The 21988-nt window shown below is 57.6% G+C and carries 16 protein-coding genes; 9 read left to right on the top strand and 7 right to left on the bottom strand.

Annotation, left to right across the window (positions count from 1 at the left end):
• Positions 1-44 precede the first annotated feature (44 nt).
• A complete protein-coding gene (gene mutS / locus FAES_RS08945; RefSeq protein WP_015330883.1) occupies positions 45-2723 on the bottom strand; it encodes a DNA mismatch repair protein MutS in 2679 nt (892 codons plus the stop codon).
• 57 nt (positions 2724-2780) lie between these two features.
• Positions 2781-2915: a hypothetical protein gene (locus tag FAES_RS30730; RefSeq protein ID WP_262493774.1), complete on the bottom strand. Its 135-nt coding sequence runs from the start codon at positions 2913-2915 to the stop codon at positions 2781-2783.
• 29 nt (positions 2916-2944) lie between these two features.
• On the opposite strand from FAES_RS30730, the gene FAES_RS08940 reads away from it, so the two are divergent.
• The 7 genes from FAES_RS08940 (at position 2945) to FAES_RS08910 (ending at position 8710) form a co-directional block, all read left to right on the top strand.
• Complete coding sequence (locus FAES_RS08940; RefSeq protein WP_015330881.1) at positions 2945-3271, top strand: hypothetical protein; 327 nt, start codon at positions 2945-2947, stop codon at positions 3269-3271.
• A 12-nt stretch (positions 3272-3283) separates the two neighbouring features.
• Complete coding sequence (locus FAES_RS08935; protein ID WP_015330880.1) at positions 3284-4117, top strand: universal stress protein; 834 nt, start codon at positions 3284-3286, stop codon at positions 4115-4117.
• Positions 4118-4128: 11 nt separating this feature from the next.
• On the top strand, positions 4129-5427 hold the full coding sequence (locus tag FAES_RS08930; RefSeq protein ID WP_015330879.1) for a sensor histidine kinase: 1299 nt from the start codon (positions 4129-4131) through the stop codon (positions 5425-5427).
• An 11-nt stretch (positions 5428-5438) separates the two neighbouring features.
• Complete coding sequence (locus FAES_RS08925) at positions 5439-6458, top strand: response regulator (protein ID WP_015330878.1); 1020 nt, start codon at positions 5439-5441, stop codon at positions 6456-6458.
• Between the two features lie 96 nt (positions 6459-6554).
• Positions 6555-7091, top strand: a complete 537-nt coding sequence (locus tag FAES_RS08920) for an RNA methyltransferase (protein ID WP_015330877.1) — start codon at positions 6555-6557, stop codon at positions 7089-7091.
• Between the two features lie 63 nt (positions 7092-7154).
• Positions 7155-7649, top strand: coding sequence for a hypothetical protein (locus tag FAES_RS08915; RefSeq protein WP_015330876.1), 495 nt, complete (start codon positions 7155-7157; stop codon positions 7647-7649).
• Positions 7650-7822: 173 nt separating this feature from the next.
• Positions 7823-8710 (top strand): sensor histidine kinase, encoded by an 888-nt coding sequence (locus FAES_RS08910; protein ID WP_015330875.1) that lies wholly within the window; start codon positions 7823-7825, stop codon positions 8708-8710.
• Positions 8711-8783: 73 nt separating this feature from the next.
• Here FAES_RS08910 and FAES_RS08905 read toward each other — a convergent pair whose 3' ends face one another.
• A complete protein-coding gene (locus FAES_RS08905; RefSeq protein ID WP_015330874.1) occupies positions 8784-9716 on the bottom strand; it encodes an alpha/beta fold hydrolase in 933 nt (310 codons plus the stop codon).
• Positions 9717-10044: 328 nt separating this feature from the next.
• Between FAES_RS08905 and FAES_RS08900 the strand changes: the two genes are divergently transcribed.
• A complete protein-coding gene (locus FAES_RS08900) occupies positions 10045-14205 on the top strand; it encodes a T9SS type A sorting domain-containing protein (protein WP_041257695.1) in 4161 nt (1386 codons plus the stop codon).
• A 2-nt stretch (positions 14206-14207) separates the two neighbouring features.
• Here the strand turns inward: FAES_RS08900 and FAES_RS08895 are convergent, their stop codons facing one another.
• The 3 genes from FAES_RS08895 to FAES_RS08885 all read right to left on the bottom strand — a co-directional run bounded on the left by FAES_RS08895 (position 14208) and on the right by FAES_RS08885 (position 20208).
• Positions 14208-18035: a PVC-type heme-binding CxxCH protein gene (locus FAES_RS08895; RefSeq protein WP_041257694.1), complete on the bottom strand. Its 3828-nt coding sequence runs from the start codon at positions 18033-18035 to the stop codon at positions 14208-14210.
• 121 nt (positions 18036-18156) lie between these two features.
• Positions 18157-19272, bottom strand: a complete 1116-nt coding sequence (locus FAES_RS08890; RefSeq protein WP_015330871.1) for a Gfo/Idh/MocA family protein — start codon at positions 19270-19272, stop codon at positions 18157-18159.
• 51 nt (positions 19273-19323) lie between these two features.
• Positions 19324-20208 carry a sugar phosphate isomerase/epimerase family protein gene (locus FAES_RS08885; protein WP_015330870.1) on the bottom strand — a complete coding sequence of 295 codons (885 nt, stop codon included), beginning with the start codon at positions 20206-20208 and terminating at the stop codon, positions 19324-19326.
• 207 nt (positions 20209-20415) lie between these two features.
• On the opposite strand from FAES_RS08885, the gene FAES_RS08880 reads away from it, so the two are divergent.
• On the top strand, positions 20416-21321 hold the full coding sequence (locus FAES_RS08880) for an AraC family transcriptional regulator (protein ID WP_015330869.1): 906 nt from the start codon (positions 20416-20418) through the stop codon (positions 21319-21321).
• A 68-nt stretch (positions 21322-21389) separates the two neighbouring features.
• Here the strand turns inward: FAES_RS08880 and FAES_RS08875 are convergent, their stop codons facing one another.
• Positions 21390-21980, bottom strand: a complete 591-nt coding sequence (locus FAES_RS08875) for a GNAT family N-acetyltransferase (RefSeq protein WP_015330868.1) — start codon at positions 21978-21980, stop codon at positions 21390-21392.
• Positions 21981-21988: the final 8 nt, after the last annotated feature.

The raw sequence follows: 21988 nt of genomic DNA, 5'->3' as shown, positions 1-21988 counted from the left end.
GACTTAACATTGCCTATAATCAACTTAGCATAACGGCAAGTTGTTTACGCCAGCAGGTTCAGCAACTCGTTCAGTTTCAGCAGCGCCTCGATGGGCGTGAGGCGGTTGACGTCGATCGTGCGGAGTTTGTCTTTAATGGCCTCCGACTTGGGGTCGCCGGCTTCGATGATGCGCAACGCCAGTTCGCGTTCGGTAGGCTGGCTCGCTTCGCGGATCGCTTCTTTGTTGTCTTCACGCTGATGCGACGCCTCCAGTTGCTTCAGAATCACGGCGGCCCGTTTCACCACGCTGCCGGGCATACCGGCCATCTGCGCTACGTGAATACCGAAGGAGTGCTCGGAGCCACCCTCGCGCAGCTTTCGCAGGAAAATGACCTTGTTGCCTACTTCTTTCACCGCTACGTTGAAGTTGCGGATGCGGGGTAAATCGGCGGCGAGTTCGTTCAGTTCGTGGTAGTGGGTGGCAAACAGCGTTTTGGGCCGACAATCGGTACTGTGCAGGTATTCGGTAATGGCCCAGGCGATGGAAACGCCGTCGTAGGTGCTGGTGCCCCGCCCGATCTCGTCCATCAGCACCAGACTACGCTCGCTTAGGTTGTTGAGGATACTGGCGGTTTCGGTCATTTCGACCATGAACGTGCTTTCGCCCCGCGAGAGGTTATCCGACGCACCCACCCGCGTAAAAATTTTATCGACGATCCCCAATTCGGCCGAGGCGGCGGGCACGAAGCTACCGGCCTGCGCCATCAGCACAATCAGCGCCACCTGCCGCAACAGGGCCGATTTACCCGCCATGTTGGGTCCGGTAATCACGATGATCTGCTGCGTTTCGTCGTCGAGGTACACGTCGTTGGGTACGTAGGGTTCGCCAGGGGGCAGTTGCTGCTCGATCACGGCGTGGCGACCGTCTTTGATCGACAGGGCTTTTCCATCATTGAGCAGCGGCCGAACGTATCGGTTCTTCACGGCTACTTTGGCAAACGACGACAGCACGTCGAGTACCGAAATCACGCGGGCATTCTGCTGAATGGTCGCCACGTATTCGCTCGTCGCGGTGACCAATTCACCAAACATCCGCGATTCGATGCTGAAAATCTGTTCTTCGGCCGTCAGAATCTTGTCTTCGTATTCCTTCAGCTCGGGCGTAATGTAGCGTTCGGCATTCACCAGCGTCTGCTTCCGAATCCAGTCGTCGGGGACACGGTTTTTGTGGGCGTTGGTGACCTCGAGGTAATAGCCAAACACCTTATTGTACGAAATCTTGAGCGAGCTGATGCCCGTGCGCTCGATTTCCCGATCCTGCAACTTGGCCAGGTACTCCTTGCCCGAATAGGCCAGCTTATGCAACTCGTCGAGGTCAGGGTTAACGCCCGTCTGAATCATGTTGCCCTGCGTGGACAGCACCGGCGCGTCGTCGCGCAATTCGGCCTCGATGCGGTCGAGCAGAAACGAGAGCGGGTTGAGTTGATCGGCGTATTTTTTTAGGGATACGGCCTCCCGGGAAGGCGCATCGGCAGGCTGATTGAGCGCCGTAATGAGCATTTCCTTAATCGGCAGCACGTGTTGCAGCGACCGTTTCAGCTGCACCATCTCGCGAGGGCTGATGCGCCGCACCGCCACTTTCGATACCAGCCGTTCCAGATCGCCAATCTGCTTCAGATGCGTCAGCATGGCCTCAAGCAGGTCGGGGTCGTCGTGGAGCAGCGACACCAGATTGAGCCGTTCGTCGATGAGGGCGCGATCTTTCAGCGGCAGCATGAGCCATTTGCGCAGCAGGCGCGCGCCCATCGGCGTGACGGTCTGGTCGAGAATCTGAATCAGCGGCACCCCACCCTCCTGCTGCGACGAGACCAGCTCAAGGTTGCGGATCGTGAACCGATCGAGCCAGACGTAACGGTCTTCTTCCAGGCGCGTGACCCGCTGAATGTGCTGAAGGTCCTTGTGTTCGGTTTCGTTGAGGTAGTGCAGAATTACGCCCGCCGCCACGATGCCGTCGGGCAGCCCTTCGATGCCAAACCCTTTGAGCGACGTGGTCTGAAAATGCTGCTTCAGGTAATTGTAGGCGAAGTCGTAGGTAAAGGCCCAGTCTTCGAGCGTGTAGGTATGAAACTTATCGCCAAACAGGGCGCCAAACTCCGAGCGGTTGCGCTTGCAATACAGCACCTCGGCCGGGTTAAAGCTTTGCAGCAGTTTGTCGATGTAGGCGGCATTGCCCTGCGAGGCCAGAAATTCGCCCGTCGAAATATCCAGGAAGGCCACACCAAAGGCGTCGTCGGCCTGCCCGGCACTGCCCTTGCCAAAATGCACGGCGGCGAGGTAGTTGTTGCGGCGGGTGTCGAGCACGTTGTCGTTGAACGATACGCCCGGCGTGACCAGCTCCGTAACGCCGCGCTTCACGATCCCCTTGGCCATAGCCGGGTCTTCGAGTTGATCGCAGATGGCGACGCGCTCGCCCGCCCGCACCAGTTTGGGCAGGTGTGTGTCGAGCGAATGATGCGGAAAACCGGCCAGTTCTTCGTTGGAACCGCCGTTGTTGCGTTTGGTGAGCGTGATCCCCAGAATCTTGCTGGCTTTCACGGCATCTTCGCCAAACGTTTCGTAAAAATCACCGACCCGAAAGAGTAGCAACGCACCGGGATACTTGGCCTTGATGATGTTGTACTGCTTGTTGAGCGGGGTTTCTTTGGCAGGTTTTACGGGCTTGGCAGAGGCGGCAGTTTTCACTAAGATCGACTAAAGTAGTTTACACAAATTTAGCCAATTCAGCCCAGATTCGGGCGATTAGTTACCGCGATCCTGCGCCCGGCGGCGTAACGTACCGGGCCGCAACAGGGCGCAACGTACCTGACGAAACTCAGGCACGTACCTGAGGACCGTCAGCTCAGACGGCGGGGCAATGGGCTTGTTTTGAGGCATCAATTCAAACACAAAAACGCCTAGTTATCATGGAATCGTTAGCCCCCCTGACCGCCTCTTCCACCCTGGAAACGCCCGCCCAATCGGCTCTCGACGCGTTTCTGGAACAAGCTGATTTCAACCGCTTTGGCTGGTCGGCAACGGCCGCGCTGGTGCAGGGCTGCCTGCTCACGCCCATCTTGCTGCTGATCATCTCGACCACCGGCGCGCCCGACTGGCACTTTCTGGTCGCGTTCCTGAGCTTCCTCGGCGTGCTAATTCCCATTCTGTCGGCGCTGCCCGTACGTTACGTGTTTGGTGGGTTTGCCGTCAGCTTCCTCATTCACCTTGCGCTGATTGCCTACAACCTGTTGTAAAACAGCCGCCCCATGCACCCCATCGTACTGGCAACCGATTTTTCACCCGCGGCGAAGCAGGCGGCAGAAACCGCCGCCCGGCTGGCGCAATCGTGGCACCGTGAACTCATCCTGCTCAACGCCTACCGGTTCTGGCCAACCAACCCGGCCGAAACCGGCGATTTTCCGTTGAGCAGCCAGGCGATGCACGATAACAGCCTGCATGCCCTGCGCGAGCTGGCCCACCACCTTCATGAGCAAATCAGTCCCGACCTGCCCATTCGCTGCCTCGCCCGCGAGGGCTACACCCGCACGGTCATCAACGACGTTACAACCGCCGAACAGGCCGAGTTACTGGTGATGGCCACCGTGGGTACGGCCCCGCAAAGTGCGCGGCTGATGGGCAGCGTGGCGACCGATATGGCGGCCGAAACGCGGGTGCCGCTGTTGCTGCTCCCGCCCGACACACTCTTTACTACCGTCGAAAATGCCGCGCTGGCCATCAGTATCGACACCCCACCCGACGCCCTGTCGCTCAATACGGCGCTGACGCTGGCGCGCCGCTTTGGCTGTATGGTGCACGGGCTGTGCGTACACGACGAGACCGATACGCCCGCCGTTGCGCACCGCATTGAGCAGTTACGGACGCTGCTGGAACAACAGGGGCACACCCTCACTGTACTGCCTGATACCGATACGTCAGGGCGGTTACTGTACGAGACGCTATTGTACGCGGAACAGGCCCGGCAGGCCGATCTGCTCATGATGTTACCGCAACCGCATAGCTGGCTACGAAACTTGTTTGTTGAAGGCGAAACGCAGCGGATGGCCCGGTTAACTACGCTACCTTTGCTGGCCGTAGTCTAAGCAAACCGTAGATGCATTCCGACCCGAACCCGCCCGCGTTGGCCGACCGTTTACAGCAAACGGAACTGGCCCTACAGCACAGCCGCCAACGCTACGAAGCCGTTTTTACCAACGCCACCGTGGCGATTATCGTGGCCAACCAACAGGGGGTTATCGTGTCGGTAAATGACCTGGCTCGGCAGCTGTTTGACTACCCCGGCGAGGCGCTGGTTGGGCAGCTGATCGAGGTGCTGGTGCCGGGGGATGTGAGCCATTATCACGAAAAACTGCGGCATTCGTTCAACGAGAATCCGTCGGTGCGGGCCATGGGCCACAACCGCGACCTCCACGCTCGCCGCCGCGACGGCACGGTGTTTCCCGTCGAAATCAGCCTGAGCTATTTCCGGCTCGAAAACGAGCTATATTCGGTCGCTTACATCATCGACATCACCTACAAGCGGGAGGCCGAACGCGCCCTGATCGAGCAGAAAAACCGCATCGAACGGCTCAATGCCAGCCTCGAACAAACCGTGGCCGAACGTACCCAGGCGCTGCTCGACACCCTCACGCAGTTGGAGCAGTCGAAAGATGAACTGGCTACGGCGCTGGCGGCCGAACGTGAGTTGGGCGAGTTGAAGTCGCGCTTCGTGTCGATGGCCTCGCACGAGTTCAGGACGCCGCTGACGGCCGTGCTGACCTCGGCGGCACTGATCGAGAAGTACCCTGATACCACGCAGCAAGCCAACCGCCAAAAGCACCTCGACCGCATCCGGGCGTCGGTCAATCAGCTCAACGATATTCTCGAAGAATTTTTGTCGTTGGGTCGGCTCGAAGAAGGGAAGATCGAAGCTCACCCGGCGCAGGTCGCCCTGTCGGTGCTGATCGACGAAACCATCAACAGCCTCGACGGCCTGCGCAAGTCGGGGCAGACCATCCAGGCGACCCTCCGGTGTGCCAACCCGATCTGGATTGACCCTTCTCTGCTGCGGAAAATACTGGTTAACCTCCTCTCCAACGCCGTGAAATATTCGGGCGAAGGGGCTACCGTGCAGGTAGAAGCCACGTGCGCCGAAGGCTACCTGACGCTGACGGTACAGGACGAAGGCGTGGGCATTCCAACCGACGATCAGGAGCACCTGTTCGAGCGGTTTTTCCGCGCCAAAAATGTCGTGAACGTACCTGGCACGGGCTTGGGCCTGCATATCGTTGGCAAATACGTCGACCTGATGGGTGGGCAGATTGGCCTCCATAGCGAACTGGGCAAAGGCACCACCGTTACCCTTACGATTCCCATAGCACACCCTTCCGAACCGCTCCCAACCTCTTTTTAGCCCTCAACCCCATGGAAACCATCCTGCTCATTGAGGATAACGACATTATTCGCGACAACACGGCCGAGATACTGACCCTATCGGGCTACACGGTGCTGGCCGCCGAAAACGGCAAGATCGGCGTGGAGTCGGCCCTGGCCACCCGCCCCGACCTGGTCATCTGCGACATTATGATGCCCGTGCTCGATGGGTATGGCGTCCTACAGATTTTTAACAAAAACCCACAATTGGCGGGCATTCCGTTCATTTTTCTGACGGCCAAAACCGAACGCAACGATTTTCGGAAAGGCATGGAGCTGGGCGCCGACGATTACCTGACCAAACCGTTCGACGAATCGGAACTGCTACGCGCCATCGAAGGGCGCCTGAGCCGATTCCGCACGCTGGGCGCTCCGTCGGGGGCTGCCGATACGCCCGTCGAACACATCCGGCTCGACGACCTGATCAACAACCGGAAAACCCACCCGATTCGGAAGCGGCAATACATCTACGCCGAAGGCGACGGCCCTACGCGCCTGTATTACCTCAAAGCGGGCAAAGTAAAAACCACCCGCACCAACCCCGACGGCAAGGAATTGATTACGGGGCTCTATCAGGCCGGCGAGTTCTTCGGGTACGTGGCCCTGCTCGAAGAAACCGATTATACCGACTCGGCCGTGACGCTGGAAGACAGTGAACTGATCTACGTACCCAGCGACGAGTTTCGGCAGCTACTGCTCACCAGCCCCGACCTGGGCCGGGAGCTGATCCGGCTGTTGGCGGGGCGTATCAGCGATCGGGAAGAACAATTGCTGGGTATGGCTTACGGGTCGTTGCGCCGCCGCGTGGCCGACACGCTGCTGCGCCTTCAGAATCAGCACCCCAAAGAGCCCATTCGCCTCTCCCGCGATGACCTGGCGGCGGTAGTGGGCACGGCCACCGAATCGCTCATCCGGCTGCTGAGTGAATTTAAACAGGATGGCCTGATCGAGCAGGACGGCACCGGCATCTGGGTACGTCGCCCCGAAGCCTTCCGCCGGGCGGTATGGTAGCTTCGCGCGGGGGGCAAGGAGCAGGGCGTTCGGTTCGCGGCACTTCGCACCAAGCCCTATGCCCCCGGCCCCACGCCCCGTGCTATCTTTACCCCCATGATTCGTAAACTAGCGCTCGACGAACTGAATCGGCTGTCGGTCGATGACTTTAAAGCCACCGAGAAATTTCCGTATTGCCTCATCCTCGATGACATCCGCAGCCTGAATAATGTGGGGTCGGTATTTCGGACGGCCGATGCCTTTCGGGCCGAGAAACTGTATCTGGCGGGTATTACCGGCACCCCGCCTCACCGCGACATTACAAAAACGGCCTTGGGCGCCACCGAATCGGTGGCCTGGGAACACGCCCCGGATGTGGACGGGCTGGTGGTAGACCTTCAGGCCAGGGGTTACACCGTAGTCGCGGTGGAGCAGGCCGAGCAACGCGTACTCCTGCCCGATTTCAACCCTGAGCCAAACAAACGCTACGCCTTTGTGTTCGGTAACGAGGTGACGGGCGTGCGTGACAGCGTGATCCAACAGGCCGATCTGGTGCTGGAGATCCCACAGTATGGCACGAAGCACTCACTCAATATCGCCGTTACAGCTGGTATTATCTGCTATCGATTCGTCGAAAGCATAACAAAAACTTAACATTAGGCTTTTGTTTCTGCCCAAAACTGCGTATTTCTTTGTAGATTTTTTTCTCACACAACCATGGCAAAAAATAGCGAAAAACAAGCTCAGAAGCACTCCATTGCTGAGGGTATCATGCATGCACTCGAAGCAACCCTCGGTGATACGGGCGATGCGGCGAAGAAAGTAAAAAAGGCCATTGAAAAATCGGCCGATAAGCTGGCCAAGCGCCTCGGCAAGCTGATGGGCAAAGCCGAAAAAGCCAAAGCTAAAGCGACCAAAAAAGCCGACAAAAAAGTAGCCAAGAAGGTTAAGAAAGACGAAGGTAAAGCGCAGAAAAACGCTGTCAAAGCCGCGAAAAACGCCAATCGTAGCCAGACAAAAAAAGACGAGAAAGCAGCGTCGGCCCCAACCACTACACCCAAAGCAGTAGCCCTACCCGCCACGACATCCACCAAGACGGCAACCCCGGCCAAGAAGCCCTCGGGTGGTACCACGACCCGCTCGGCAGCCGCCAAAAAACCGGCCCCGTCAACGGAAGCCAAGCCTGTCGAGGCAACGCCTGAAGCGTCATAAGATAAATAAATGACGATATTTGCATTTTTAGCCCGCTTCAGCGGGCTTTTTCTATGTATAGCCTGTGTACACCAATTTGTATGTAGCAATTATCTATACCTTTACAGACACAGCCGCCCGTAACAGATTATCACGCTTTATTCAATTCGTGCTATCGTATTGTATGGTTGCCTATGAAGAATGTTGCTACCTATGCCCAGCGTAATTGGTATTATGGCTTAGCGATCGTTGTGGCCTTTCTGCTGCTCGACCGCTTCGGTCCGGCCACTTTCCGGCTGGGGTGGCTTGTTTGGTCGCCTATAGCGCTGGCAATCACCATCCTCGGCTATTTTGTCTGGATCAACGCCCATAACCACAACGTTCCCTACATCCATAAAGAAGTACTGGATACCATCGTTCATGAATTCCAGACGCCCATCTCGGCCATCAAAATGGCGGCCGATATTCTGGCGACACCGTTTGGCAAATCGTCGCCCGAGCGGATGGACAAATACGTCCACATCATTCAAGAAGAAACCGAGCGATTGCAGCTACAAGTCGATGTGATGCTGAGCCTCGCCCGGGCCGACCGCAACCGGCTTACGCTGACACTCGACACGATCGACATTCATACGCTGATTCAGTCCATTTCGGAACGGCACGGTCCTTATCTGAAGATCAGCTTGCAGGCTGCCCAGCACGTGCTGATGGCCGACCGCCTGCACCTGACCAACGTGTTGCACAACCTGCTCGACAACGCCATCAAGTACAGCCCCGGCGAACCCGAGTTGACGATTCACACCGAGTCAGACGCGACCGGACTGATGGTGTCGGTGATCGACCGGGGGGTGGGCATTCCCAAAAATCTACAGCAGAAAATATTTAAACCCTTCTTCCGCGTTGGCGAGCATCACCAGTTGAGCGTCAAAGGGTTCGGGTTGGGCTTAAGCTACGTGCAACGGATCATCGAGGCCCACAACTGGCGCCTTGAACTTACCAGCGAAGTTGGCGAAGGCAGTGAATTCAAAATCCGGTTTCCGCAGAACGCTCTGGTCAGCGCCAAAACGATGAGCAACGTCTAACGAACATATACAATACAAAAAGGCCAGGACTCACACGTGAATCCTGGCCTTTTTTATGTGCAACGGCTCGCGACTAGTAGGTCACCTCACCGGCCGGAGCCGCCTGATACGACGACTCCATAACGAACGAGAGCAGATCCTGCGTGAGCATGTCTTTGTCGGTAATGAAAAGCCCGTGAGGAGCGCCGTCATACACCTTATAGATAGCCGTAGGCAGCAGTTCGGCCGACTTTTCGCCCGACGACTCGATGGGCACCGTTTTGTCGGAATCCCCGTGGATAATCAGCGTGGGCACCGTGATGGTCCGCATTTCGTCGCGGAAATCGGTTTCTGAGAACGAGCGTACGCATTCGATCGTCGCTTTGGGTGAGGCCAGGTACGTGCGCATAAAGTCGCCGTCCAGATGGGCCTGGCTGACGGGCTTGCTCAGCAGGCCCACGCCATAGAATTGCTTGCCAAACGTCTGGAGGAAATCGGCCCGGTCGGCGCGCAGGTTTTCCACCATCGTGTCGAACGTATCTTTATCGACGCCATCCGGGTTATCGTCGGTCTGAAGCAGGAACGGCGTAACAGCGCTGATGAGTACCGCTTTCGACACTTTAGCGCCACCATGACGGCTGAAGTAACGAACCACTTCGCCACCGCCCATCGAGAAACCGACCAATACGACATTGTCAAGGTTTAGCTCATCGATCACCGCCTTCAGGTCGTCGGTCAGTGTATCGTAGTCATACCCACCCCAGGGCTTCGATGATTTGCCAAATCCACGCCGGTCATAAGCAACCACGCGAATTCCCTGTTCGGCTAAGGCGGTCATTTGGTAGTCCCACATCTCGTGGCTCAGGGGCCAGCCGTGAATGAGCAACACCGTCGGTTGTGTACTGGTCGGGGCCGACAACGTACCTGTCACCGACGTAGTTGAGGTCGATGAGGCACCACCCCAATCTTGATAAAAAATGCTTACCGGCTCGCCAAAGCGCGAATCATTGGTCTGAATATAAGGCATAACGTTTGTTTGAGTTAAGCCACACGACAAGGCGTCGCGCAACTATGTACATTACGCCAATAGGCTTCCTTTGGATTGTAGAAATTAGGGAACGGACCATAGCCTATCTGTTCGATATGGCTATTACCTTTTGGAGAGCTTGTTGATTTATGCTCACGTCTAGCTTTGCTGGCGATTTAGTAATCAGACTCTCTTCAATCTATCTATCGCCTGTATGCTTATACGTTATACGGTTGCGTTTTTATGTCTTCTCGCTTCCTGTCTGGCTAATGCCCAAACGATTTCGCTAGTTGGCCATTCTCCCACTGACATCTGTCTTAATGGCGCGATGAGTGCCTCGTTCGTCACAACAGGTACGTTCGGAGAAGGCAACCAGTTTGTTGTGCAGTGGTCGACCGATGGCAACACCTTCGTCAGCTTACCAAATACCTTTTCAGCCAGCCCGGCGTCGTTTACGGTACCTGCCACCCCATCTCTGAGTGGATTCTATACTTACCGGGTTGCCTCTACAAAACCTGCCGTTGTTAGCGCTCAGCCGACGTATACATTGCGCGTACTGGATAAGCCCTCCGCCCGATTGCGGGGACATAATGCGGGTGATTTTCCAATCAATCCGTATACGCCGGTACGACTCAGCATTGAGCCTACCGGCCGGGGGCCGTATGTATTTACCCTGACCGATAGTACGAAATTCTCGTATAGTGAAGAGTACTCAACGGAGGCACTAACAGTCTATCCAAAGCAGTCGACCACCTACACATTGGCAAGTGTTCGCAACGCCTGTGGCTATGGTCAAGTGTCGGGAAGCGCGTCCATAAAGGTTAACCCGGTCGATTTTGTACTGATCAATCGCACGTCGACTGATGGCACGGTGGCACGCGTCTGCATAGGCGGTACCACACCCATCTATTTTTCAACTACCGGCCCTTTACCACCCAACACCCGCTTTTCGGCGCAACTCATCGACCCGCAAAACGGGAATCAGGCGGTAGCCATCCCTGTAAGTGGCACAACTAGTCCGCTGCTGTTGGAGGTACCCGCTTCATACCCGTACAGCAACAGTAATCCTGTTCACCTGCTGCGTATATTCTCCGCAGAAGCAGGGTTAGCGGCCACTCAGCCGATCCTGATGACGACTCCGCCCCGCCTCTCGATTACGGCTACGCCTAATGTTGTACTGCCCGATGGGGAGGTTACGCTAGTCGTTAGTGCAAGCCACAGTGCCAACCAGCGCTGGCTGCTAAGCGACGGATCGGTAGTTACTCAGTTTGCCTATAACAACAACACGGTCAGCCAGACGGCGTTACGCGTCAGGCCAACGGCAAGTACTTCCTACAGCTTTGTAGCCCCCCTACAGGGCGAATGCCTGTCTGATGTCTCGTACGCCAGCCGGACGGCGCCCGTGACGGTGCTGCCAGGTATTCGGCTAACCGGCCTGTCGAAGACGGATGTCTGCGCGGGTGAGCCTCTAACAATCTACTATTCGGCACCGGCCGGTTTTACCATGCCCAGCCGCGTGCAGGTAAACCTGCAAAGCAATCTGGTAGGGGCCACTGTAACCCGCCCTGGCGAGATTACGCTGACGGTCCCTCCCTCCGCCAGTAGGGTAAGCCAGATTCAGGTAGTTGATCTGGCCCGTCAGCCGCTCAGTGCCAACACCCCGATGGCGCTAACCATCAAAGAGATACCGCGATTTGTGTTTGGTACGCCCCGAATCACGCTCTCCCAGCCGGGTAATCTGGAGCTATGGGGGCAGCTCTATGCCGGTGGACAAACGGAGCTTACCCTCAGTTCGGGGCATGTAGTGCACCTCACCGGTGGGTACGTTCTTGGCGACAACCAGGGTACGTATACCCGCCTGCCGGCCATTTACCTCACCCAATCCCAGACCTTTTCAGTCATTGCCGCCCGAAATGAATGTGGCGTTCAGCAAGAATTGAACAGCAGTTTTACTGAAGCGATTGTGGAACGGCCAACGACGGTGACCGGCATTGCCATTCGCGCCTCCCGCCAAGAGCAGTCCGAAACACCACTCGTTTGCCCCGGTGCCGAGTTTACCCTCAATGTAACCCTGTCAGGTACGTTTGAGCCATCCAATCAATTCAGGCTTGAGTTGATCAATTCGTCAGTAAACGGGCAATACGTCAGCCGTACCGAATCAGTGAGCCTGACAGGAGCCAGCGTTCGGTTTCGGTTGCCGACTGAACAGGCCAGCTACAAGGTCCGGCTGGTTTCGACCAACCCAATCACACAGAGCAACGAGCTGTCGCTGCCTTATCTATTTACCCCACCGTCCGCTAAAGTGGTGCTGAAATTGCCCGCTGCATCCAGTCTATATACCCAGGATGCCACATCGCTCACGGTAGCTAGTGGTGAACTTGTACAGGTACAGTATCGCTTCGAGGGCACCTCTCCCTTTTCGTATACACTCGCTGATGGCCAGCAGGGCCAAACGAGTAGCAATCTGCTTGAATTACCCGTCCGCGTCACGCAACCGGCCCGTTTTCAGGTTACCCGTTTAAGCACTGGATGCCTCAGTAGCACACCCATCGATAGTGCTACCGTTCGGATCGAAGCCACTCAGCTTCGAATGGGCAGCATTCAGGGGGCCTCTGTCTGTGCTGCGCTACCCCAGCAACTGCCCTTTATCTGGCTCGGTCAGGTACCCACTGCTGCAGCGTATCAGGTCGAAGTGTCGACAGATCGGGGAGCCAGTTACCAGGCGATACCCACTACGGGCACAACCAGCCCCGTAACCTACACGATGCCTACATCGCTGGCGGGGTACGATCGGCAGATCAGACTGGTTGCTAAACTGACTGATCAGTCGATGTACTTTAGTTTGCCCCAAACCATTACCCTCGATGCCCCACCCAGTGTAACGCTATCAGCAGACGGCCGCACGACGCTGTACCCGCAGGATCTATCAAGTTCCGTAACACTCAAAACCACTGCCAATCCGGTAACGACCCCGATTAGTGTGCTGTCAGATGGGCGCATGATCAGCGGAACGGGTCTTATCTACGTATCGAAACCCGGCGAGTATAGCCTTATCAATACCTCAAACCGGTGCGGTTACGGCCAGACGTTCGGCATGGTGCGGATTACCAGTGGGCCGAGTTTAACGCGACTTGAGGCCGAAAAACCGTTCATCTGCGAAACAGAAACGGCGCGCGTCCGGTATGAGGCGCAGGGCGACTTTAACTCGGGTAATATATTCCGGGTGTATCTGGTGGAGCGATCGTTTAACCGCCGGACCCTGCTGGTTGAAACAGCGACGCCAACGGGTGTGCTGGCCATCCCGCCCGGCACAAACCGGCCTACAGGAACGTACACTTTTACAATCGAGTCGACATCGCCCTCGTTGACGTTGACAACAGGGCAACTGAAGGTACAGAACGTACTGCGTGGACGACTCAATTCGGCGGCGATTAGTATCTACCCCGGCGAAGCAATTGGAGCGTCTGTCTGGCCGGGCAGCAGCGGCCCTTACTCGTTTACCCTCTCCGACGGGCAATCGTTCAGCCCGGATTTCGACGGCACAACCAATCTGTCCATACGCCCGACTCAAACTAGCACTTACACCGTTGTGCGCGCGGAGAACAGCTGTGGAGTGGGGCAATTGAGTGGCAGTGTATCAGTTACCGTGTTGCCGGCGTCAGCAGTAAGAGTGCGGGCGGGCACCACTCAGATCCTATGCAGTGGACAGACAGCTACGTTGTGGATTGACCCTACTGGCCCGTTTGAATCAGCCAACCAGTTTACGGTTCAGCTCTCCGACTCAACAGGACATCAGTTTCAGTCGATTCCAACAACTAGCTCACCCACACAGGTGACCGTAACGATACCCGCCAACTGGCCTAGTGCCAGCCAGGGCCACCGTTTCAGGGTTATCTCGACGCACCCCGTGCATGTGGGAGCCAGTTCAACCTATTCGTTCGGCATTTACCAAACAGCGTCGGGTACGCTTACCGGCAATACAACTATCAGCAAGGGCGAGTCGGCCAGCCTAAGCGTTGCCTTGACGGGTACACCACCCTGGCAACTGACCGTAACAGACCTATTTGGGGCGCGGAACTTCACGGCCAGCCAATCGCCGTTTATACTCACAGTAAAACCCGACACGACCAGTGGTTACCGTCTCACCAGCGTTCGGAATAGCCAATGTGGCCTGGGCGGAGCCAGCGGTATGGCCCTAGTCACGGTAACAAAGCTGCTGGCCATCGAACCCACTCTGCCAATTCAGGTACGTGTCTGGCCCAATCCGACAACTACAGTCCTAGCGGTTGAAGGCACGCTCCCCTCCGACGAACTGGTGACCACCAGTCTATATACGCTCAGTGGCCAACTCCTCCAAAAAGCAGAGAGCCGCCTCGTTGAGAAGCGGCTCTCGCACCGGCTTGATCTAAGCCAGTTCCCAGTCGGCGTTTACATCCTCACCGTTGGGCAGGGTGAGCGACGCGGCCAGTTCAGGGTAGTCAAACAATAACCTTACTTAGCGGCTGACGCGGTACCTTCTTTTTCCACTTTCATGATGCCTTTCATCAGGCGCCAGTGACCGGGGAAGGTACAGAGGTACGGATATTCGCCGGGTTGGTCGGGCGCTTTGAACGTCAGCCGAACGGTTTGCGAGGGATTCACCAGCGCCGTGGCAGCCAGCACGTCGGGGGTAGTGGGTACGTAGTTGCGCTCAGCACCATCTTTGGCCGTGATCATGTCGTCGGCCAGTTTACCGATGCGCTCCAGCGACTTGGGTTTACCAACGACCAGGTTATGCTGCATGGCGTCGGGATTTTCCAGTACAATCACCACCTGCTTGCCCGCCTTTACCGTGAAGCTCGTCTGGTCGAAGCGCATTTCTTCGCGCACGGTTTTCAGCCGCACGATCTGGGCGTTGGGGTCGAGGTCGGCGTTGGCGTCGCGCAGGCCCCAGGCTTCGAGCAGGCGGTTCATGCGAGGGCGGGCGTCGGCCGGAATCCCTTCCGCTACGCTAGCCAGCAACGTACCTGTGGCGGGAGTTGCTTTCCGCCGCTGGCGGTAGTCGTAGCCTTCCGACAGGCCTTTCACTAGCGCGTTGGCATTGTCTTCGCCAAGGGTCGTCGCTTTCGTCAGCATGGCCGCGATCGAATCGGGCGAGGCTGTCGATGCATACGCACGGGCAGCCCGCTCCAGCGCCACCGTCTTTAACTGCGCCGGTGCCTTCACGGTCAGGGTAGCAGTATGCGTGTTGTTTCTGACGTTGCTTTCCGACAGCTTCTGGTCTTTATCGATGGTAATCGTCAGGGTGTAGTCGCCAGCCCGTTCGCCACTCAGCGACAGGTCGCCGACCCAGGGGCCATTGTTAACCCGATTGATACCGACGGTTTCACCGGGGGCAATTCCGTCCGTGAAGGTGTAGCTAACGTAATCGATCTTCTGCTTATTGGCCGCGTCTTTGGCCTGAAAACGCATCGACAATGGTACAGCCGTGCCTTTAGGTACGGCAACGCTGCCCTGGTTCCGAACGTAGATGGTCGTGCGCGCGCCTTCACGCACCAGTGGCGAGGTCGGCTGCATGGCCACCCGATCAATGACCAGATCGATTCCGTCAACCTTCGGTGTATTCGTACTGACGACTGAGGCTGGGCCACTTTGCGTCGACGCCATTTGACCTGACGCACTAGACTGGTTGTGCGCCATTGCGCTATGGTCGTGTTGCTGGGTATGCGTCCCGCCCGATTCTTTGATGCTGCTCAGCCACTGGCGCAGCAAGGCCGCTCCGTTGCGGTTCAGGGCGCAGGCAAAGGCGTCGGGTAGCCAGCGGTCGTCGTTGGCGGTGGTCTGGCGGAGGCGGGTCAGTACGGCCTCGTCGATAGCGGGCGTAACGGGGGCTTCGCTCAGGGCCAGCAATGATTGCAGCACCACCAGCGGCTCGCCGTCGTTCAGCGTGTTACGGGCCAGCAGCATGTTGGCACCGGCCGCATCGCGGGGCATCACCTGCACGGCCGTTTTCCGAACGTGAGCGCAGGGGTGTTTCAGGGCTTTCTCCAAATCAGACGGGGTGATGGCACCCAGTCCGTGCAGTGTCCAGAGGGCATGAATCGCCGGGGCGTTGATCCCGATTTCGTCGACGGTCGGGTTGTTAGCAACGGCCCACAGTTGGGGTACCACGTCTTTGTTGCCCCGCTCCACCAGCAGCCGCTGGGCCTTCATGCGCCAGAACTGGTTGCTGTTGGATAGCGCCGCCACCAGCCCCGCCGGATCGTTGGGGTTCAGCGACACGATTTTTTGCGTCTCGGCAGGGGCTTTGTTGTAGCCAACGCGATAGATACGGCCGTGGGTGAAGTCGCGCAGGTCGGTTTCGTAGGCGTTGCCTGAGCCGTTTTTAAAGCCTTGTGGCACCGGATTATGCTGGATGATGTAGCTGTACCAGTCGGCGACCCAAACGGCGCCGTCGGGACCCACCTGTGCAAATACGGGCGCAAACCACTCGTCGGCCCCGGCCATCAGGTTGAAGCCCTGCCCGGCCGTGGGTTCAACGTCTTCGTAGTCGGTGCCGGTCCGCTTCATCCGGTTCATGTGAACGATGTGGCCCGTAGGCTCGCTCACGAAGGCAATCTCGTTCCAGTAGGCTTTGGGGAACGCCCGCGCCGTATAGAAATTATGCCCCGCCGCGGCCGTGAAGCCGCCGAACACGTCGACCTGCCGTACTTTCTCGGTAATGGGCTTCATGTCTTTGTGCGTATCGGTGCTGCGGCCACCCGGTACACTACCCTGCCGGGCATTGTAGCTGCGGTTCGGAATGGCCATATACCAGCCGTGCGAGTTGTTGGCCGTTGAGCCGAACACGTCGCCCGTTTCGTTGAAGCCCATGCCCCAGGTGTTGTTGGAGGTGCCGGTCATGAACTCCACGTGCGAGCCATCCGGGCGGAAGCGGAACAGCGCCTGCCCAAACTGAAGGCTGTCTTTATCGGCCGTGCCTTTCCCCTTGAACCCCGAGTAGCCAACGCTCCCCCAGATCCAGTTGTCGAAGCCGTAGTGCAGGTTGCTAGGGCCAGCGTGGGTATCGAAGGTACCGAAGCCCGTAAACAGGATTTTCTTTTCATCGACGCGGTCGTCGCCGTTGGTATCGCGCAGGAAGAGCATGTGCGGCGCCTGCGAAACGATCAGGCCGCCGTTGGCCCACACCATACCCGTCGGGATGCTCAGGCCGTCGGCGTAGTTGGTGAATTTATCGGCCTTGCCATCGCCGTTGGTGTCTTCGCACATCACGATGGAATCGGAGCCACCCTCCGGCTTGCGCTCGTTGGGGTAATCTTTGGTGATGAGCACGTAGAGCCGCCCCCGGTCGTCCCAGGTCATGGCGATGGGGTGCATCACGTTGGGCTCATGGGCAAACAGGCTCAGCGAGAAATCGGCCGGCACCTGAATGTGCTTCATCGATTCGTCGGGCGAAAGCGGCAACTGCTCCAGCTGCACGCCGGGCCGTTTTTCGTAGTTGGGCAGTTGAGCTTCCTTGTAGGCAAACGCTTGCGGTTTCAGGTCGTCGTGCTGCTTTTTCACCGCATCGCCAACCGACCACAGAATACCCCGCTCAAGCAGTTGCTGAAAACCGGGCTGGCTCCAGGTACGTTCGTCGTGGCCGTAGGCCGTGTAGAAGACGCGCCCTTTGCCGTAGGTACGTGTCCAGGTGTAGGGTTCTTCTTTCTGACCGGGCTTGTCTTTCGCCTGATCGGCTTTGATGTCGCGCACCGCCAGCACGTGGTTGTCGGGCTGCAGGTGGGTGTGCAGGTACGTTTCGTCGAAGGCTTTGATCGGCGGGAGACCGGCCATGATCTCGCTGTTGGCGTCGACCGTTCGTGTCTGGATGGTGTCCATACGATGCCGCCAGAACTGCCCACCCACCACTTTATCGACGTATTCGGCCGAGTTGCGGAAACAGAACGACGCGCAGTGCACCGGAATCAGCCCTTTGCCCGACGCCACAAAATCGAGCAGTGCCTGCTCCTGCGGCTTCGGGATGCTGTCCCAGTTGGCGAAAATGAGCAGCCCATCGTACTTCGACAGGTTGTCGGCATTGAGGTCGTTGAGTTGGTCGGTATAGGTGATGTTGATCCCCCGGTTGCCGAGCGCCGCCATCAGTTGTGGCACCCGTTCGGCGGGCCGATGGTGGCCGTTATCGCCCAGAAACAGAATCTCCGTACGCCGTGGCCCAGCCTGCCGAGTGGCCTTGCTGGTGGTCGTCTTGCCGTCCACATCCCGCATGACCTGCGTTGGTGTACGGCGGCAATTCGTCAGCGCCAGCGTTACCAACGCCGTCACTAACAGAGCACGATTCATGGATGTAGTCATTGTTTTTACTGTAAGAGAGGAGCCATTATGAGCAGGCGTACACAGTCGGTAACGAGCCGCCACCAGCAGTGCCGGGCCGGGGGGCCAGACACCCCGGCCCGGCGACCGGTTAGGCGTTAAAATCGGGCAGGCGAATCAGCTCGCCGCCTTTCAGCGCCGACTGGTGGGCCAGAATCCCCACGCTTGTCCAGTTGGCCGATTGGGCCGCGTTGGGGAACGGATCGCGGTCTTCCACGAGCGCCGTCAGAAACTCATGCACCATGTGCGGGTGCGACCCGCCGTGGCCACCGCCCTGCGTAAACGACAGGTGCTGGCTCTCGTCGGCGTCATACACGCCTTTGGTCGTGAAGCGTTGAATTTCTTCGGGGAGCAGGTGCGCGTAGTCGGGCACCGTTACGTGTTCGGGGATCTCCGGTTCGGGCTTTTTGGCCGTATGAATCACCGGCTGCTCGTCTTCGATCAGCGGCCATTCAAACGACTTTTTGTCGCCATACACTTCGAAGCTTTCGCGGTACTGCCGCGCCACGTCGAACAGCGACCGATACACATAGGCCGACAAATCGCTGTCTCTGAACTTGATGTGCGCCGACTCCACCGCAAACGGCGAGTTGTGGATGGCCGCCAGTTCGGGGCGGATGGTGCCCGAGCCAAAGCACGAGACGTATTCGGCTTCGAGGCGTAGCAACCCGGCCACGGGACCAACGCAGTGCGTGGCGTAGTGCATCGGGGGCAGGCCAGGCCAATAGTCGGGCCAGCCGTCCATGTCCTGCTGATGGGAGGCTTTCAGAAACTGCACCTTGCCGAGTTCGCCTTTTTCATACAACTCTTTCACGAACAGGAACTCGCGGGCATACACGACGGTCTCCATCATCATGTATTTTTTGCCCGTTTCGCGCGTGGTTTTTACAATCTCCAGGCATTCTTCCACACTCGTGGCCATCGGCACCGTGCAGGCTACGTGTTTGCCCGCCCGCAACGCTTTCAGGCTTTGCTCGGCATGGTTCGGGATGGGCGAGTTGATGTGAACCGCGTCGACGTTGGGGTCGGCCAGGAGTTCGTCGTAATCGCTGTAGCGCTTTTCAATGCCAAACAGATCGCCGATTTTATTGAGGTTCTCGACGTTACGCTGGCAGATGGCATACATGTTGGCGTTGGGGTGCCGCTGATAGATGGGAATGAATTCGGCCCCAAATCCGAGGCCGACAATGGCGATGTTGATTTTCATAGACAAAAGGAAAAAGGGAAGCAGAAGACGGGAGGAAGAAGGCAGCGGGCTCTACACGAAGCTTCTTTTTTCTTTCTCCTGTTTCTTCACCTCCTGTAAAAAGGTGTACCCATCCCGCGCCAGCTGTTCGGGCGAGGTAAACATGGGGCGGAAAATGTGCGTGGCGGCGGCCAGCTCGGGCGGGGTGGGACCAAAGGCTTCGATGGCAATCGGGCCTTCGTAATCAATGTCGGCCAACGTACCCAGCACCTTGCCGAAGTCAACCTGCCCCTGCCCCGGCGTCGAGCGGTCGTTTTCGGAGAGCTGCACGTGGACCAGATACGGAGCCAGCGTGTGGATTGCCTCGCTCAGGCTTTTCTCTTCGATGTTGGCATGGAACGTATCGAACGCGGCCCGGCAGGCGGGGTGATCAACGGCCTCGATGTAGCGGCGGGTATCGGCCGCACAGGTGAGCAGGTACGTTTCGAACCGGTTTAGCGATTCGATGGCCAGGGTCACCCCCTGCTCCTGCGCGTGTTCGGCCACGGCCCGCATGCTTTCGACCGACCAGGCCCACTCATCAGCCGTGGCTGGCCGGCCGGCGAAAGCCTTGAAACCGGCAAACAGTGGCCCCATCAGAATACGCGACCCGGCCGCCACCGAACAGTCGACAACCTGCTTCAGGTACGTTATTCCCGCCCGGCGCTTAGCCGCATCGGGGCTGATGAGGCAGAGGTCGGGCGGCAGCAGCGAACAGGTTTGCACGCCTAGCCCGAGGCGGGCGGCTTGTTGGCCCAGCCGTTGCCATTTGGCCAGATCGGGTGGTGCACCGGGGGTGGTGCTAACGGGCATTTCGACGAAGTCAAAGCCGGTGTCGGCCAGAAACGCCAGCGTATCGGAGAGGTCCTCGTCCATCGTCATCGTCCAGATGAAGAGGTTCATGCCGAGCTGATTCATAGTTAATGTGTTTTCCTGAAAGTATTGTTCTTTCAAGGAATGATTTCACAAATCTACTACTTGAAGATGATGACAGTTAGGTACAGATTAGCTAATATTGACTGTATTTTCGCCGCTACTTACCAATTTGATCGTCAGATTAGGCTAATTTGCGCTTAAATCGAGTCTTTTTTGGCCTTTCCGTTACCGTTGTAGCTTGCTCTGCTTATGAAGTCTGCCCTGCGTAAAGATCTTGAATCGACCATCGGTTCATTCATCGTGAAGGAGCTTGTCGAACCCCATTTCGACCCCAACTGGCACTTCCACCCGCACTACCAGCTCTTTCTGGTGGAGGAAGGCACCGGTACCCGATTCATTGGTGATTCGATTCGCCCTTTCGGTCCTGGCGACCTGGTGATGCTGGGCCCCGACCTGCCCCACTTATGGCGCAGCGATCAGCCCTATTTCGACCCAACGTCGGGCCTGCGGACGCGCGGTCTGGTCATTTATTTCACCGACGATTGCCTCGGCGCCGACTTTTTCAACCATCCCGAGATGGTGCAGCTCCGGCGCCTGCTGACCGATAGCCGCCGGGGTATCTGCTGGTCGGGTGCTACCCACGATCAGACCGCCGACGCCATGCGGACGTTGCAAAAGCAGCCGGCCAATTTCCGGCGGGTGCTGTCGTTTCTGTCGCTGCTCGACACGCTCTCGCATGCCAACGACATGGAGTTCATCACGAATGCGAATTACGTGAACCCGATGAAGCCCGCCGACACCGACGAAAACAGCGCCTCGACGCTGGCCTACCGGCGGATGCAGGCCGTACATACCTACGTACTCACGCATTTCCACGACACCATCAAACTGGAAGAGGTGGCCGACGTGGCGGGCCTGACCCCCTCGGCTTTCTGCCGCTATTTCAAGACCCGCACCAACAAAACGTTCGTCGATTTCGTGTCGGAAGTGCGCATCGGCCACGCCTGCAAGCTACTCACTAACAGCGATTTGTCGATTTCACAAATCTGTTACGAGAGTGGTTTCCGCACACTGTCCAACTTCAACCGGCAGTTCCGCACCGTCACCGGCCAAACCCCTTCGCAATACGTAAAGTCGATCACGAATTACACGTAGATAAAGAGCGAAAGAGTGAATCGGCTGGCGCAAACACAATGAACGCGTCAGCCAATTCACTCTTTCGCTCATTCGCTCTTTGCCGAACGCGGCCCGCACTCTTTACCCCAGTCCCACATCACGACGTGCCAGGTTTCGTTGGCGGCGGGTTCGTGGAAGGTGTGAATGGAACGGAACCCCACGCGTTCGTGGGCACGTAGCGAGCGGGCATTGCGAGCCGAGATGTCGGTAATAAACAGTTGGAAGCGGTCGCGGTATAGGGCTTTGTGGTGGGTATACATGGCGTCGAACAGGCCCTGCCCCCGGTAGTCACTGGCCACACACACCTGCCCCACCACGTAATACGGGTACGTACCCAGCGGTTTGCCCTCGTAGTCGAGGCTATCGATCAGGTCGAACAACGTACCCAGTTCGGGCACAAATGGACGTACCTGAGGCACGGCCGTGATAGCGTAACCAACAACCTCATCGCCATCTTTGGCAATGACACTGGGGGCGGCCTCGTGCATCCGTTTCATCTGCTCGAAGGTGTAGACAAGCGTTACAAAGCCCTGCTCCCGCTGCACCTCGATCGGCACATTCCGTACCTGATTGCGCTGTTGCAACGCCAACAAGCCCCGCAGATCGTCGTCGGTTTGGGTGGTAGTGATGGAGATCATAGGTAAAA

Source organism: Fibrella aestuarina BUZ 2 (assembly GCF_000331105.1).
Classification (GTDB): Bacteria; Bacteroidota; Bacteroidia; order Cytophagales; family Spirosomataceae; genus Fibrella; species Fibrella aestuarina.
The sequence above is the reverse complement of the archived record's forward strand: the minus strand, read 5'-3'. Positions and strand labels throughout refer to the sequence as shown.